Below are 17,414 nucleotides of genomic sequence, written 5' to 3' on the forward strand. Positions count from 1 at the left end.
TTTACTTTATTTTTCATCACTCATAAAAAGTTGTTTTTAAATTAACAATCATTGTTGTGAAAAATAATCATCCATGTGAGTAATTCTAAAGGCACTCTTTTCGGCCGTTAATTTCAATTCAGCTACTGTATCAACACAGTCATTAAGGCTTTGTTCTATTAATGTTGGAAAATCGCCGCTGATAAAATTATGCGGTAATGCACCATGGAACAACGTCCGCGCTTTAATCACACTATGCTCAGAGTCCGTAATCTTAGCCATTGCTTGATCAACCAATTGTTGCCATTGTTGCTGTTGTGAGCTTGTTAGGCCTTTATTACCAGTAATACCAACAAGAACCGGACGATTAGCAATGTCTTTAATGACTAATTGATTTTCAGCGTCTATCTCAAACTGTAGTCGACATAAATGGGTATTTTTATTTACAAAGCCATAAATATCACATTTTCCTGTACGAATTTTTTTATCAAACTCATCTCCATCAACATACACCCAACGGCTATCCCCCAATTCTTGCTCTGACACCGAGGTATTAGATTGAAGCATAACAAGCTTAATCATGCGGGGATTGTTATTGATATTAAATCGCGTTGCTGTTGCAAAATTATATTTAAACCATTCTTTACGCATCGTACTTTCACGCGTAAAGCTAACGACTAATTGGGTGCAGATATCTTGGTTAATATTATCAATAATCACATGAGCTTCTTTGGCATCAGCAATAGCATCTTGTTGATTAAAAGCATGTTTAGTCGCAAATTCTTTCATAATACTCACAATCACATTACGTGATTCAGGGCTATGCCATAAGCAATCTTGCAATAGCAACAAATCTAACGGATTGATATGGTCACGGCCGTTAAAAAATGCACTCGCTTTTAATAAACGTACTGATTTTTTCCAGCGGCGATCAGAAATATAAAGCTCACTATCCGTTGTTTGTTCAATACTTTCACCAGAACGCGCTTCTATCATTGATTTTAACTGATAAATTTTTTCAAAAAGGGGATCAGTTAATGTCACATCCTCAATATGTGCTTGCCAGCTATGGTATTCATCATCTTTGATAGTTAATGATGGATCAATCGCTGTTAGCGTTGCACCATCACCCATAAGCATTGATTTGAAATTGCGTTTTTCTTGAATTCGGTTAACAAACACGCGTACTAACATACGGTCATATAACGCGTCTAAACCACTGTCTGCATCGGGTAATTCGTTTGATGCAGTAATCAACAATCGCATAGGTATTGGTAAAATATCCTGACCATTTTTAAATGTTCGTTCATTCACTACGGTTAATAAAGTATTAAGAATAGCAGGTCCCGCTTTCCAGATTTCATCGAGAAAAACCACTTGAGCTGTCGGTAAGTAGCCATCAATTAAACGCACATACTTACCATTATCTTTTAATTCCTGAATAGATAATGGTCCAAATACTTCTTCAGGCGTTGAAAAACGTGTCATTAAATAATCGAAAAATTTACTGTCATCAAACGCTTGAATTAATCGTTTTGCAATTAAGCTCTTTGCAATACCAGGAGGGCCTAACAGGAACACACTTTCGCCAGCTAGCGCGGCTAATAGACATAATTTGATGGTTTCTTCACGTTCATAAACACCATTAGAAAGCCCACTGATCAGCTTTTGAATGCGTTCTGATAAAATGGCTTTATTCGGTGCTGCTGTTGCTACTGTAAGCATATATCCAACCTTGAATTCTTTTCTTACCCTACATGGTGTACCGTAAACAGTGTTTAATGGCTGAAAACCACACCTCTACGTTATTGTCTCTTTACCGTTATAGCATGATTTTGTGCGCTGATACATCTTATACGAACTTTTAACAATAAGGTGTCATGTTAAAAACAAGCTATAAAACGAACATTGCTATATAACCACGTTAATATAGATATGGCTTAATAAATTTATTATACAAATCATTGTTATACCAAATTTATTTTTATTTTATATTTCTTTTAATACTAAGTTAAACGTAACTTGAATAGAGTTAAGTTAATAAAATCGCTGTTTGAGTTTCATATTATCGTCATATATACGTAATAACATATTTGCTTATCATTCACCAATGGAGCAAAGCAATGCTAATCAAGGCAACTACCCTATGGGCTCTTTGTACAACACTTGCATTTAGTGCTCAAGCTAACACTACCGTTACCGTGACTGGCTCAACATCAGTCAGTCATATTATGGATATTTTAGCTGAGCACTATTCAATACAATATCCTAATAACAAAATTAATGTACAAGGTATCAGTTCATCCGCTGGTATCGTCGCATTACAAACGGGTACTGCTGAAATAGGCATGAGTTCACGTATAATTAATGCAGATGAGCTTGATGATAACTATACAATTACCCCTATCGCACATGATGGAATTGCATTAGTCGTTAACCCTGCCAATCCGATTAATAATATCACCCACTCACAAGTTAATAATATTTATCATGGCATAACAAAAAATTGGCAACAGGTAGGTGGTAATAATGAAGAAATTGCAGTTGTGAGCCGTGAGAATGCATCAGGATCTCGATTTTCGTTTGAGCACTTTATGCAACTCACTCAAAATGTGGCAGGATTTACCGTATCAGACATCAATCCTGAGGTATTAGTGGTAAACACTAATGGTATGGTCAAAAGTTTAATTGCACGAAATCAACAAGCGATTGGTTATTTATCTTTTGGATCAATTGATAGCTCAATTAAACCATTATCTTATAATGGAGTAACGCCCACTATTAGTAATATCCATTCAGGTGAATATAAGATGGCTCGCCCATTTTTGATTATGTATAAGAAGCAAGGACTATCAGCGAACGCTGCGAAATTTATTCAATTTTTAGCATCTGATGATGCAAAAAAAATCATTAATAATAATGGTTATATCGCAGAATCATCATAATTGCCCCTTTTAAAACAAGCATGGCTTTTAGTGAAAACACCACTAAAAGCCAATGCTAAGTTCTAGTTTTAAATCATAACTCTTTGCATTATTTGGATCGGTTAACGACAGTTATTTCACCACTGGATACTTCTCATTTGCGCCCCATTCTGTCCATGAGCCATCATAAACAGTGACATTGTCACGTCCACTAAGTTGCGCGGCTAGAGCTAAAATACAAGCCGTAACACCAGAACCACAGCTAAAAATAAGTTGTTGCTCGGCAGTACTCAATGCATCAAACTTCTGCTGTAATTGTTCAACGGGCAGAAAATAACCATCGGTTAATAACTCGCCAAAAGGTAAACTTTTCGCATTTGGCATATGACCACTACGAAGCCCAACACGCGGTTCTTTTACAGTGGCGAGAAAACGTGCTGTAGGACGTGCATCAATGATTTGAATACAGGTATCATCCAGTCTTTGACACAAAGTATCGGCATCAATCACCCAACTAGATCGATATTTAGCACTGAAATCCCCAATAGCATTAGTCATTGGTACACCCGTTTGCGTCGCATAACCCGCCGCTAGCCAAGCAGGTAAACCCCCATCAAGCACCGACACATTATCATGTCCCATCGCCTTGAACATCCACCACCCACGTGGTGCTGAAAACATTCCTTGGCTATCATAAATAACAACATGGCTATCATTATTCACGCCTAATTTTGCGACTTCTTGAGTGAATAATTCAGCTGATGGCAACATATGCGGTAAATCAGTATTCGGTGCTGCTATTTGATGGTTAAAATCAAAAAAACGTGCCGTTGGGATGCGAACCTCAATAAACTCTTGTTGCGGATCACGCGGCACATCAGGCATAAATGCACTAGCATCTAGCACTACAATTGATGCTGCCAACGAGCTATTAAATAATTGCTGATGAAGCCAAGCAGCAGACACTATATTATTAACAGGCGATACCATAAAAATCCTTAGGAATAATCCGCAGTTAAAATTTTTAACCTGGGCCACAATACCTGCCACTTTTTGTCTCGAATACGCTGTTGATAAACGGCAGGTCTTGGGTAATGTGGATTGATGCTAACATGTAATGACCAGTTATGCTCTAGTCCATATGCTGCAGTAAAAATTAATTGATTATCAACCAGTAACCGTACCCCAACACATGTGGGAACTTCTACCCAGCGAGATATGGCATCTGCACTATTTTTATAAGGTGAATGTTGATGCTTTAAATGCATTCTTGCTTGGTTTTTAACTTCCCAATTAATCATAGGTAATTGCTGTTGTAGCAATGCGGCATAATGCGCTTCAGTTACTAATGAGCAGTCATTAGGATCAAAATACACCACATCAACATCATTTAATGGTGTCATCGGTAAATGATGTAAGTGATCCCAAATAGCATTACGAACAAACCCAGCAGCTATAAACCAATCTGGTAAATTCAATGTTTGTACAGCACGTAAACATGCCATTCTAAGAGGATCTGCTGCTATGACGATGGCAGTATTTGAGACTAAGTCAGCCATATATTAAGATCCTTTACGGGCGCATGTTTATAAATAACAATAGATATAAGCAGTAACATCTGTACCTAGTAGTAAGTTACGATGTAACAACCTGTTGAATTAATACTGACATACCATCATCATTAGTTAGATCATGAGTTAATGCCATCTGCATGATTTCTTCAGCATTATAGCAATTGCCATCGTAGACAACGACGATACTAGTATCACCCGCTTGTAAAAAATGGCTTTCACCATAGGGTGTATAACGAGTCGCTCCAATGCTGATCACCGCTTGAGTTGGATACTGACTCTGTTCTAATAAATCAGCAATATTTTCAGTCGGTCCAACATCTTGCTGGTGGTTCATTCGTTCAATAATCCAATCTAATAATGTGTCATGAAAATAACTGTAACCAACCACGGCACTGTCTTCACCATAACGATGAATTTCACCGTCACGACAATGGAAACTCGCGATACGGTAACGGTCTAAAACACCACCCGCAGAAAAATGATCGATAGCAATAAGATGATCGCTCATGCCTTTACTATTTATACCCCAGTTTTTCTTTTCACTGATTTTTTTCGCATGTGGTTTTCGAATTGAACAATCGTTATAAGCACCAAATTGACGTGGAATTAAATCTGATACCGTTTGACGGCTATCATCAGCATTAGTCGTATATATAACATCACAAACCAATGCCACTTCAGGTTCAATTTGAAGATTATCAGCATCGTTAGGAGGCGTGATCTGTGTAGAAGATAATGGGTATGCTGTTAGCAATCCAGAATTAATATTAGGAAGATAAAATGGAAAAATAGCTTTTGGCTGTGTCACTTCTTTTACTGCAACCGTAACAAAATCCGCAGCTTCACCCGCCTGTTCTAAATGCCCCGCAAAATTGCCTGCTACACCAAAACCAATACATTGATTAAACACGATTTATCCATCAATAAGCAAAAAATAGTTGCTTATGATAATCAAAATTTACGTCATTTTCCGTTATCAAGTTAACAATTATTCCAACTCAATAAACAACATTCTCATTTTTGATTCAACTTTAGTCACAATTTCATCAGCCAGTTAATCTTCCGCTAACTACACTGAAGATAATGGGAAAGGTAAGATAAGGAAGAATAATGCGTTTACAAATAAAACAAAACATAACCCGTTATTTTTTTATATTCTTACTTATAGTAACGAGCGCTCATCATGCAATTGTATTTGCAGCACAACCTACACCAAAAGCAATAAACAGTAATCCAGCTACGCGTTATGCGCCATTATTATTACCGTGGCAAGCAGCAATAACGTCATCAAATGTAACCTCTGTTTTATGTGGCGCCGTTATTATTGATGAATATTGGTTAATTACCGCCGCTCACTGTACCAAAAATTATATTCGTCATGTTATTGCTGGAACTTCAACAATTCCTCGGCAAAATTCGCAACAACTCGATGCCAAATATAAATTCACCATCGCACATATTATAAATCACCCTAATTATAATAAGGAAATATTTGCTAATGATATTGCATTAATCCGTGTTAATAGCTCTTTATTTACTGTTGCTAAACCTATTGTTATTGCGTCAGTAAATGAACAAATAGCAGCTAATAATATTTTTGATAATAACTGGGTAATACATCAAAACTCAACAGCAAATCTCATTGCATCAGGCTGGGGGAAATCCAATAATGACAGTAAAATAAACTACCCTAACCAATTACAATTAATAACATTAGCCGGTGTTCCTGATCAATATTGCAATGGCCTGCAAGCCAACAAATCACAAATCATTTGTGCTGATTCAAATATTGATGGCCTTCTAAAAGACGTTTGTAGTGGCGACTCTGGTGGCCCTTTAATTTGGCAAAACCAACAACATATTGCTAATAGTGACTTTGGTTTACGTGTACTTGGCATCGTTAGTAACGGCGCTCTGTGTGAACAAAGGCTCAATAATCCAACACAGCAGTACCAACAACTGCATGGACAATATACCGAATTAGCCGCATTGCGTATTTGGATTGAAGACACTATTAAGCAATATGACAACCTGCCCCACTTTTCTTTATCCACACACTATAATTCACCTAATTACAAGTACGATCCATTCATCCTTGTCGATGATTACCCTCAAGACCAAGATCTTAATCTATTATTAGTTTCAACTCAGCCTCAATCTGCTGGAAATATACCAATTAAAGTTTTGATTATACTTGTAGCAATTGCTTTATTTCGAAAAAGAATCAATTTATTATAGAAGTGTAGATCTAACTGTCTATTTATGAATAATAAAAAATACATTATTGTCATCGATAATTATTACGTAATAATAGACCTACATTGATATTTAAATGGATATTATTAAATGGATTTCTTTCCCATATTTCTAAAAATAAATAACAAACAAATCTTAGTTGTTGGTGGTGGCGACGTTGCTTGCCGTAAAGTTGATTTATTATTAAAAGCACACGCAAATGTTACCGTTGTATCACCACAACTACATCCGCATTTGCAAGAGTTATTACAACAGCAACTGATCACACATATCGAACAACCTTATCAGTCATCACAACTTAGTGGTGCCGATCAAGTGTGGGCAACAACTGACTCAGCAGCGCTTAATCATCAGATTTACCATGACGCAAATGCATTAAAAATCTGGACTAATGTCGTTGATGACCCAACATTTTGCGACTTTATTACACCATCAATGGTTGATCGGTCTCCAATTCAAGTTGCCATTTCTAGTGGTGGTGCATCACCCGTGCTAGTACGTTACTTACGTGAACGTTTAGAAACTTATTTACCACAAAATTTAAGTTTACTCGCATCATTCTCAGGCGAACAACGCCAACGTATTAAACAACATTTCACTACCGTAGATGGACGCCGAAAATTTTGGGAACAATTTTTCAGATTAAGTGTGGTAGAAAATGCCCATACAACCGAAGAATTAGAAGTGGCTTTTCAACAATTATTAACTGAGAAGAACCAATGTGGTGGAAGCATCTACCTTATTGAAACGGGGCATGATCCTGAATTACTCAGTCTTAAAGCATTACGATTGATGCAACAGTCGGAATATGTTCTTTACCATGACGATGTAGCTGATGTGTTTGTTGATCTATGTCGACGCGATGCTGATCGTGAACGCTGTGATCATAAAAATATTCAAGCTCTCACTGAAAATCTTACCCAGCAAGGCGTGCGAGTTTGCATACTTGCCACTAAAGATAACCACCGTCCAGGCATCAAAAAATACTGTGCCAGCCATAATGGTATTTTCGTACCCATTTTTGGTTGAAATATTGTCACACAGAACTAAAAACGCAGAACCGAAGCTCTGCGTTTTTGTTATCAATACTTATTCATTGCTATATTCTTAGCTATTTATTTGCTCATAATTCGGTGATAATTTTGCATGTAGCCATATACCCGTTGTTTTCATCAAATAACCAAAGATAACACCAACAATAAGAGACGGAATCACGAGCTGCCAATCACCCGCTGCAGCAAATGTTGCACAAGAACCAATGAATGTACCAGGGATAAAACTTAACCAGTGTTTCTTTGCTTGAGCACACATCATAAATGCGACAAGAGCTGTAATGACATAACCAATGATTTCTATATTAATCATGCTTGATAGCTTAATAATCACCATCGCCCAAAAAACACCACTGAGGTTAGTCGCAATACTTAATCCAACCCCTTTCAGTCCATCTCGTTGCAAAGCAAAGTATGTTGTACAGCCTAAAAAGCCCCCCCAACTCAGTAATCCTAAAGAAACAGCAACCCAGCCCCATATTCCAGAAAGAATACCCGTTGTTAAAGCAATCGCAATAAGCAAAGACATCATTGATCCCGCATCAATTTTCAATGGTGCGTAGTCTATATTAACCAGAGCTGCACTTGAAACGATTTAGATCACATTCAGATAAATAATCTTACATTCAGTTACTATTTAAAGTGATACGTATCACTGCTTAATTTTCTGTATCAAGAACTAAAAAATACAATAAAATCCAGATTAAAAATTGCGGTTATAGCAAACTATGATAATTTGTTCGTTCTATTTGTTTGCTGGAGTGTCTTGATGGGACCTTTAATGCTTGATGTTTCAAGCTATGAACTTGATGCAGAAGAACGTGAAATTATTCAACATCCTACTGTTGGCGGCATTATTTTCTTTGCTCGCAACTACGATAATCGCGATCAACTTCGAGCACTGATAAAAGATATTCGTAAAACAGCAAAACGCCCTCTTATTATTGGCGTAGATCAAGAAGGCGGACGTGTTCAGCGTTTTAGAGAGCAATTTTCTATACTACCACCGGCTCGTGCATTTGCAGAATCAGACAATGGTTTAGCACTTGCAACAACCGGAGGATGGCTAATGGCCGCTGAATTACTGGCAATGGATATCGATATCAGCTTTGCGCCAGTATTGGATTTAGGTTTTGATTGTAAAGCCATCGGCAATCGGGCTTTTTCTGATAATCCGGCCGATGTTATTCGTTATGCCTCTGCTTTTATTGATGGTATGGCAACCGCAGGTATGGCAGCGACAGGGAAACATTTCCCAGGCCATGGTGGTGTAATTGCAGATTCACACCTTGAAACTCCATATGACTCACGTGACAACATCAAGCAACACGATATGACTGTATTCACGGATTTAATAAGCAACAATAAGCTTCAAGGGATTATGCCTGCACACGTCGTATTCGATGCTTATGATGAACGACCTGCAAGTGGTTCTGAATACTGGCTAAAACAAGTACTTCGTCGTGATTTAGGTTTTAATGGCGTTATCTTTTCTGATGATTTAAATATGAAAGGTGCTGATGTATTAGGTACCTATGGTGAACGTGCTGTTGCCGCTCAACAATCAGGTTGTGATATGGTTATGTTATGTAATAACCGTGAAGGTGCAATACAAGCATTAGATGGATTACCACAGACTCAAGTTTCTATCTTAAATTCATTATTGAAAAAACCAACACCTGAATTTAATGCATTAATGCAAACTCGTGAATGGAAACAAGCACACCAATCTATTGCACACTTAGTCGATACGTGGAATAACAAAAATAATTAATTGACTAAAATTATCGCACTTTATTCTTCATTTTAATTGGAGAATAAAGTGCCTTTTAATTATTAACTTGATCTTGTTTGTAATAGTCATGAAATTGTTCAAACTTTAATGGTTCTGAGAAATAGTACCCTTGTTGCAAATAGACACCATTATTTAACAAATATTCAGATTGTTCTTTAGTTTCAACACCTTCAGCTATCATTTCCATACCTGACTTTTTACCAAAAGCAATAATTGAATCTAAAACAGACAGTCTATGATCAAACGTACCTATGGTATCAACAAACATTTTATCAATCTTTAAGCTTTGCAATTTCAAATGTTGTATATAACTAAAACTGCCATAGCCTGTACCTGCATCATCTAATTTGACATTGATACCTTGAGCCTTCAAATAATCAATAACAGCCGCTGCTTTATTAAGATCAGTAAATGACATTCTTTCTGTAATTTCAAAAGCAATTAATTTAGGCGAAATTGATGACTTAATAATTAAATCAACAGCTTTACGCATATGCAGTTTATTTTCTAATTGCTCAGGAACAAGATTAATACTGATAATTCCCGAGCTTTTATTCCAATCTAATGAACTTAACTGTGCTAATGTTTTTTCAAGCAAAATATCAGTAATATGTATAATTAATCCGTTGCTTTCAGCATAAGGGATAAATTCATCAGGAGAAATTAATTCTTTTTTGTTAAACCACCATCGAACCAATACTTCACAACCATACATTTTATTATTTTTAACATTAATAATAGGTTGATAATAAGGAATGAATTCTTTACGCCCTATCCCTTTTATGATTAATGAATGTAAAGATAATTGGTGCTTAGCATAAGTGTTAATGACAAAGAAAACGAGCAAACCAATTAGCCCGCCAATAATAAATAATAACGGTTTTAAATCCATAGATATAAGTGATAACAATTGAGGGTCAACATAATTTTTTAATATTAAACTGTTTTTAAAAACTTCTATATTTAAAGCTTGTTTTGATAGAACATTTTCATCATCATCTTGAGAGTGTAGTGTTTTATTATTATTTGGCATTGAAACTACAGTTAAGATACAGTCATCACAATGTTTATTACGCGTAACCTTTGATATTATTGGTTCAAAATCAATAGAAACTTTACCCTTGGTATCTTCCCATACTAATGAAAGTATTGATTGTTCTTTGTTATTATCAATAGCCCATAACGAGATGTTATCTTGAAGATTTTTAATAAATATAGCTTGAGTGTGATGTTTAGGCTTACCATTAAAACTTGAACAAACAATATTATCATGCGTTTTTATATCAATATTTTTAATATAATATTTATTATATGTTTTTGTTTTTATATATTTACGATCACTTTTACTACAATCAAAATTAATATTATTGACTACATCTGTTATAAGTTCATGATACTCACCAATATTTGTACTGTAGTTATCAACCAATTCACTAGACATAGTGTCTAATTTAGAAGACAATTGTTCTCTCGCAATATAAGGCGATAGCAAGGTGAAGCTTATAGCCATAAATATAATGATGAATATAGCTACTACCATCATAGTACCAGCATAATCCGCTATTAATCGACTTTTAAACCATGATTTTATTTTATACAAGTCACTCATTATATTTATAATGTTACTCTACTTTTAATACTTCCTATTATATTGCAAATATTAACTGATATTATTCTTATCAACAATAATAATATACATACATTTAGAACGGAAAGGAGTGGTTTTATATTAGTTTATTTTATATGACAATGATTATGTATCAAAAATGCATAAAAGTACCATTTGGTACTTTTACCATATCATATTAACGATATTTACCATAAATGTTACTTATATCTTGCGCTATAAACTATCTTTTGAATAGTCGACAGATTTTGAACATTTTTTTCTCTCTTTAAAAATAATATAAAACGCACCAACAATAAACGCTACGGTGAGTATAATTTCCATAATTGACCTTTATATCTGCTAAAACAAAACCAACTGATAATTTCCAGTTCATAAGTCATTGGAATCTGATTATCGCTTGGCTCAAATCCTCCAATAACTTACATGATTGTACTAACAACAGCTTAAATAAGTTATAAAGTTGTGACAATTTACGGTTAAAATTTACGTTCCGCACAACATTTTGCATAAAACTCACGTTATATCTAACGTTATTGAGTATGACAATTCACAACATCATACTTTGCCAAATTTATCGAATTATAAATTCAACACAAACAATATGAACATCAACTCACATTGCATCTATATGCTTAGCCTTGCACGTTATTAATGGTGTGCAATAGTATTCCCTACCTAAATAATAGTCATAGATTCCAATTTATCTCATTGATCATTAGCACAATATCTCACATTGGTATAAAACAACTCTTATTAACTATAGTATTGAATACAATGAAAATCTTATTTTTGATAAAATAAGATTTTATCAGGTGAGAATTAATAAGATTAAATTGTTATTTATCATAATGTTAATAAACAACATTCATATTGATTTTATTATTCTTGGCGAATCAATTCTAATCGCTCAACATCAGTGTAAAATGCCACCATTTTTATACGGCTAATTGCGTATTCAAAGCTACTTTTTTGACACATCAAATGCTGCGATGAAGCAATCCAATCTCGAGGATGCTGTACCCTTTTATTATTATATTGCAGCTCTAATTCAGTACAATTTGCATATCGCTGGCAAGCATCATACCGTTCTTCTTTTAGCGCTAACCAATGGGCTTCAAATTGATATAACGCATTATGCAATTCATTCAGATTATCATTTGTAATTTTACCTTTGAGGGCATTAACTTGTTGTAATTGTAAAGAAATAAAGTCATTAAAATAATCCTTAGTTTGAGGGGCTAAATACGTACCACAATGCTCTCCTTGGCGAATATTGGTACTTTTATTTAATTCAGCAACATCAGCTGATGAACATGCTATAACTAAAAATAATGTACAGAGTAATGAGAATGGCTTCATATTACCCTCCAATAATAAGTATTAACACCAGTATGACTTACTCATTGTTGGACTGCTTTGATTATGCCAAAGTTCTTATAATTAAGATTTTTACATACAAAAAAGCCAGCAATGTTGTTAGCATTACTGGCTATTATTTGTTTTAACACATTATAATTTATTGTGTTTTAAATATTTGTACTGTTTCAAGCTTAGTCATTTTACGAATTTGACGCCAAACAAAATAGAATATTCCAATCATCATGAGCATTGAAGGAATAGCAATAACGGGGTAACTTAATAACGTCATACGACCAAGTTCTTCATTAAATGCTTCCGTTCCAGCCGGACTCGTTACTATTACTGTTGCTAAAATATAATTCATAACAGAAGAAAAAACGAAGGTACTTGCAAATAAATAATTAGATTGAACTAGGCAACGATCAAAAGCTTGTTGTTGATCATATTCCATTAGCTTTTGCTTAATTAAACCTAAATTTAAAATGCCTTCATTAAATATCATTTTAGTGACAATCGGATATTTCGTAAAAGTTGAACCTAGAACAACAACGCCAATAATACCGGGTATTAATGCTTCTTTCACTGCCAGCCATTGTGTATCAAGCTGTAAAATACCAATACCACCAGTAAGTAAAACACTCACAATACCAAGTATTGCTATAAAGTTGAGTTTCTTATTTTTTAATAATTCATAGCTACCAAATGCTACAGGAAAAGCCAAAGCAACTAATAATGCCCCTACGGAGCCTAAACGATCATCACCACTCATTTTCATTAAAATGATTGATGGAACAACAACGTTAAAAATAATCTCATTTAACGGATTTGCTTTCTTTTTAGCCATAATTCCTAATAATTTCCTTTATTCATAATTATGTCACTTTGAATGGAGCTCAACATAAATATGTTAATTCCGTACAACTCTTCTAAAATTATCGTTGGTATTATAGTAATTTTAGTAAAAGCTATAGAAACTGCTCTTTCTTTGTTTTGATTGTTTCGTTTATTATCATAACTGTAAAGCACAATATCGTTACAAATCATTAAAATATTCTTCAATAAAGCAACGACATTAATTTAGTCATCATCAAAAACTACCATTAACCGCTAAACTAGCCATAACAGCTAAAGTACATGCACACGCTAATATTGCTAACACGGGTTTAGTTTTAGTTAATAATGACATTAACCATAGCCCTGTTGCGGCCACCAAGCATCCCACACCTACCATGCGCCAGATAAATGGCAATAAAATCCCGGATTGGGTTTGTTCAACAAGTGTTGCTAAATCTAGACATGCAACAATAAAGACAATAACACTAATCAATGTACCAAATAATGGTAATCCAACATTCAGAGGATCAACTTTATGCTGTGCTTTGATTAGCATTGAATGTGCTAACAGACTTCCGCCAAAACCAACACTGAAAACCGTTGTGATTATATTGCCAATATGGCCATTACCAGCATTAAAGCTTAAAATATCGACAACATAAGCAATACTCCACAATAGCATGACACCGATAATAAGCTTACGCGATCCATCTTTTCCAATTAGACGATTTTCACACAAACTATAAATTAACGTTAAAGCGACAAACACTAAAACAAACACAACCATATTCGCATTGGTGGCAATGCTACTTGATGGTAATGCCATTAAAGTCGCTTCACGTATTAACAATGAAGCAATCAATAGCCAACTAATGAAAGGTAACACTTTCATTACTCGATCATGTTGTCCAAAACATAATTTACCCGACAGCATTACCCCACCAATAATGATGAACGCCCCTATCGAAAATTGCTCTAACACTTCAGACAATAATATTGACCAATTATTCCACTGCATTTTAGCTCCTAACACAGCTTTACTTAGACATAAGATATTGGTCGATATAACCAACGTCATATATCATAACGTATTTTAGTAAATGGCTATTTTGCCTAATTGTCTGAATGAGTGCAAAAAGCTTTGGTACAAAAGAACAAATTTACTCACTAAAATAAGCACTATAAGTATTTATAAAATCAATTAAAGCAGCAGATAACAACAGCCCTATCTATAAAAGCATATAAATTTCAGTTTCCTACCATAAACCTCATTCAGTTACAGGATAAAATTTACTTTTGTATGATCTAAATATAAAAAAAGATAACGATCAGAGAATTTTTAGCATTTAATAGGATAAAAGATTGACGAAGGATGATTGAAACAGGTATCTTATTTTTTATAGTGAAATAAGATTTAACATGCCATAAAAAATCTCATTTCAACCCAATTATTCGGTGCTCTATCTATCATGTGTACATGTATTGCTCTTATTTAAATAAGGCACACTCGATATAGAGTAAAATCACCACTTTGCCTGCTAATTTATCATCAGGCTATAGAATTAAAGTGAGTAATCAGATGTTTGCAATTATTAACACCAACGTATTCGATGGTAAAACTATTCAAGAAAACCAAGCCATCTTTATTGAAAACGATCTTATTTCACGTATTGTTCCAATGTCTGATGTATCAGAAAGTGAATTACCACAAGAAACGTTTGATGCAAAAGGCTTACTCGCATCACCAGGCTTTATTGATGTACAACTAAATGGTTGTGGTGGTGTATTACTTAACACTGCTATCTGTAAAGAAACCCTTGAGACAATGAATCAAGCCAACTTAAAAGGTGGTACTACACAGTTTCTACCTACATTCATTACCAGCGATGCTGAGTCAATGATTGAAGTGCTTGATATGGTTGGAGCAATGGATGATCGCTTACAAAAAGGCGTGTTAGGTTTGCACCTTGAAGGCCCTTTCATCAGCACAGAAAAGAAAGGCGCGCACCGCGAAGAATTTATTCGCGAATTAGACAAAAATACGGCTAAATATCTTGCTGATAATGCAGATAAAATTTGCGTATTAACCGTTGCACCAGAGAATACTTCACAAGAAGTTATCGATATTGTTCGTAATGCAGGTATTACCGTATCATTAGGTCATACTAATGCAACTTACGAGCAAGTTGCAGAGAAGAAAGGTCTAACTATGGCCACTCACCTTTATAATGCAATGACACCACTAGGCTCTCGTGAACCAGGCGTTGTTGGTTACATCTTCGATAAAAAACCACATGCAGGTATTATTGTTGACGGTATTCATGCTTCTTACCCATCAGTACGTATTGCCCACGAAATTTTAGGTGAGCAACTATTTATGGTAACTGATGCCGTTGCTCCAGCGGGCACAGATATGACTGAGTTTGATATGGCCGGCTTACAAGCTTACGTAACTGACGGCAAATGTCATTACAAAGACGGTACAATCGCAGGTTCAGCGGTAACAATGGAACAAGGTCTAAATAACCTTATCGATCACGTTGGCCTTTCTCGTGAAGAAGCATTACGTATGGCTACATTGTATCCAGCAAAAGCAATTAAAGTTGATAACGAATACGGCTTACTAAAAGCGGGCTACAAAGCAAATATCACATTGCTTTCTGATAATAACCAAGTTCAGCACGTTTACCAAATGGGTAAAAAAGCATTCTAATTTAAGTTCATAGCTTAAAGTAATAAAAAAGCAAAAGGCAGCCATTCAATAAATGGCTGCCTTTTTAGTAATGCGTTTTAATTTTGATGATTACATCTACGATGATGTTGTTGGAGTTATCATTGTAACTGTACGCTTTATTGGCGTAGAAAAAACGACCGTGTTACGTTTTTCAGCAACAGACATTTGATATTCTCGCAATTTGAAATAGCCGTAACTCACCACGATAGAGAAGAACAAATAAGACAGTGAAAATACAAAAGGTGAACTAAGCAAATTAGCCTTAACAACCCAGATTACGCCAATCACAGTAATCACTAATTTCGCCATCATCGCCACAAGTAACATAAGTAATGCTAATTGCGGATAACGTGTCGCACGAAAAGCTAACCAATACGCCGTTCCTATCGCGATAGCTGCAATACCAAAGCCTGCCATAAACGAATGGAAATGCTCACCAGATAGTATTCCAGCAACGATAGATAACAAGATAACTAATCCAAATATCATATATCCTCACTTATAATATCCACAAAACATCTCGATGTAGTTTCTAAATGTATTTTCTCACCTAAATATCAACTTGTATATATGGAGTAAAAGATTCCATTAATGGCGCTATGAGTTTCTCAGTTGCAAAAAATAACCTAAGCAATTGTTATTAAATAATTATAGACGACAAATTAACTGATAAAATACTTAATAACGATAGCGATACTTTATTATAAAAAGACTATTTTTAGTTATTAATACCATAAAAACAATATAAAGCAGTTTTTTCCACACCAAAGAAGCCAGGGATATGCCGATTTACCCACATTTAATCGTGAATATTAGATTAGAAGATTTATTTTTCATCATTAACGAAAAAACCGCTATAAGCATGGATAAACTTATAACGGCTTCAAAAACTAATGAATAACAATGAGCATGAATATACTAATAGCCAATGTTATTGCACCCACAGTTAGTAATAATTCAAAGATATGTTTGGCCATATTACACCACGTGTTCAGTTACAACGTAACTTATTGCGGTTAATTAATAGCCTCGACTTCTTATGGTTAAGCGAGGTATTAACCTTTTATTTCTGTAATAATAGTATAATTATGAATACTAAATATTAGCTGAACAACTCACATCTGAATGTTAAATATTATATAGAAATGCACGCATTCGATTAATTTTTATCGTCACTAAAATTGCGACAAAATATACACAATTGTTACTTAAATAACATTTTTAATCATATTGTTATTTATTATCCATCGCAAATCACATTAATAAAATTGCTATTT

The 17,414-nt window shown here is 34.8% G+C and carries 15 protein-coding genes; 5 read left to right on the top strand and 10 right to left on the bottom strand.

All coding sequences use genetic code 11. The annotated features are described in order from the left end of the window. Positions 1–48: 48 nt before the first annotated feature. Positions 49–1,704, bottom strand: a complete 1,656-nt coding sequence (locus tag C9I86_RS02870) for an ATPase RavA domain-containing protein (RefSeq protein ID WP_107275569.1) — start codon at positions 1,702–1,704, stop codon at positions 49–51. Positions 1,705–2,102: 398 nt separating this feature from the next. Here C9I86_RS02870 and C9I86_RS02875 point away from each other — a divergent pair, with 398 nt between their 5' ends. Next, the gene (locus C9I86_RS02875) at positions 2,103–2,924 is read left to right on the top strand and encodes a phosphate ABC transporter substrate-binding protein (protein WP_107275570.1); all 822 of its coding nucleotides are present in this window, start codon (positions 2,103–2,105) and stop codon (positions 2,922–2,924) included. 111 nt (positions 2,925–3,035) lie between these two features. Here C9I86_RS02875 and C9I86_RS02880 read toward each other — a convergent pair whose 3' ends face one another. From C9I86_RS02880 to C9I86_RS02890, 3 genes are all read right to left on the bottom strand, one after another. After that, positions 3,036–3,893 (bottom strand): sulfurtransferase, encoded by an 858-nt coding sequence (locus C9I86_RS02880; protein ID WP_107275571.1) that lies wholly within the window; start codon positions 3,891–3,893, stop codon positions 3,036–3,038. Between the two features lie 8 nt (positions 3,894–3,901). Further along, on the bottom strand, positions 3,902–4,462 hold the full coding sequence (locus C9I86_RS02885; RefSeq protein WP_235865768.1) for a nucleotidyltransferase family protein: 561 nt from the start codon (positions 4,460–4,462) through the stop codon (positions 3,902–3,904). Between the two features lie 76 nt (positions 4,463–4,538). Then, the gene (locus tag C9I86_RS02890; protein ID WP_369924954.1) at positions 4,539–5,390 is read right to left on the bottom strand and encodes a DUF5718 family protein; all 852 of its coding nucleotides are present in this window, start codon (positions 5,388–5,390) and stop codon (positions 4,539–4,541) included. Between the two features lie 197 nt (positions 5,391–5,587). Here C9I86_RS02890 and C9I86_RS02895 point away from each other — a divergent pair, with 197 nt between their 5' ends. Both C9I86_RS02895 and C9I86_RS02900 read left to right on the top strand, forming a co-directional pair. Further along, positions 5,588–6,715 carry a serine protease gene (locus C9I86_RS02895; RefSeq protein ID WP_107275573.1) on the top strand — a complete coding sequence of 376 codons (1,128 nt, stop codon included), beginning with the start codon at positions 5,588–5,590 and terminating at the stop codon, positions 6,713–6,715. A 108-nt stretch (positions 6,716–6,823) separates the two neighbouring features. Further along, the gene (locus tag C9I86_RS02900; RefSeq protein ID WP_107275574.1) at positions 6,824–7,762 is read left to right on the top strand and encodes an NAD(P)-dependent oxidoreductase; all 939 of its coding nucleotides are present in this window, start codon (positions 6,824–6,826) and stop codon (positions 7,760–7,762) included. 78 nt (positions 7,763–7,840) lie between these two features. Here the strand turns inward: C9I86_RS02900 and C9I86_RS02905 are convergent, their stop codons facing one another. Further along, the gene (locus tag C9I86_RS02905) at positions 7,841–8,314 is read right to left on the bottom strand and encodes a DUF1097 domain-containing protein (RefSeq protein ID WP_080156000.1); all 474 of its coding nucleotides are present in this window, start codon (positions 8,312–8,314) and stop codon (positions 7,841–7,843) included. Positions 8,315–8,554: 240 nt separating this feature from the next. On the opposite strand from C9I86_RS02905, the gene nagZ reads away from it, so the two are divergent. Continuing rightward, on the top strand, positions 8,555–9,559 hold the full coding sequence (nagZ, locus tag C9I86_RS02910; RefSeq protein ID WP_107275575.1) for a beta-N-acetylhexosaminidase: 1,005 nt from the start codon (positions 8,555–8,557) through the stop codon (positions 9,557–9,559). A gap of 55 nt (positions 9,560–9,614) precedes the next feature. Here the strand turns inward: nagZ and C9I86_RS02915 are convergent, their stop codons facing one another. The 4 genes from C9I86_RS02915 to C9I86_RS02935 form a co-directional block, all read right to left on the bottom strand. Beyond that, positions 9,615–11,180, bottom strand: coding sequence for an EAL domain-containing protein (locus C9I86_RS02915; RefSeq protein WP_158258911.1), 1,566 nt, complete (start codon positions 11,178–11,180; stop codon positions 9,615–9,617). Between the two features lie 909 nt (positions 11,181–12,089). Continuing rightward, a complete protein-coding gene (locus tag C9I86_RS02920; RefSeq protein WP_107275577.1) occupies positions 12,090–12,569 on the bottom strand; it encodes a hypothetical protein in 480 nt (159 codons plus the stop codon). 157 nt (positions 12,570–12,726) lie between these two features. Then, positions 12,727–13,413 (bottom strand): VC0807 family protein, encoded by a 687-nt coding sequence (locus tag C9I86_RS02925; protein ID WP_107275578.1) that lies wholly within the window; start codon positions 13,411–13,413, stop codon positions 12,727–12,729. A gap of 243 nt (positions 13,414–13,656) precedes the next feature. After that, a complete protein-coding gene (locus C9I86_RS02935; protein ID WP_080156006.1) occupies positions 13,657–14,421 on the bottom strand; it encodes a hypothetical protein in 765 nt (254 codons plus the stop codon). Between the two features lie 561 nt (positions 14,422–14,982). Between C9I86_RS02935 and nagA the strand changes: the two genes are divergently transcribed. After that, on the top strand, positions 14,983–16,116 hold the full coding sequence (nagA, locus tag C9I86_RS02940; RefSeq protein ID WP_107275580.1) for an N-acetylglucosamine-6-phosphate deacetylase: 1,134 nt from the start codon (positions 14,983–14,985) through the stop codon (positions 16,114–16,116). A gap of 96 nt (positions 16,117–16,212) precedes the next feature. Here nagA and C9I86_RS02945 read toward each other — a convergent pair whose 3' ends face one another. Further along, on the bottom strand, positions 16,213–16,626 hold the full coding sequence (locus C9I86_RS02945) for an NADH:ubiquinone oxidoreductase (protein WP_080156008.1): 414 nt from the start codon (positions 16,624–16,626) through the stop codon (positions 16,213–16,215). Positions 16,627–17,414: the final 788 nt, after the last annotated feature.

The sequence above is a fragment of the Photobacterium sp. NCIMB 13483 genome (assembly GCF_003025475.1).
Lineage (GTDB): Bacteria > Pseudomonadota > Gammaproteobacteria > Enterobacterales > Vibrionaceae > Photobacterium > Photobacterium piscicola.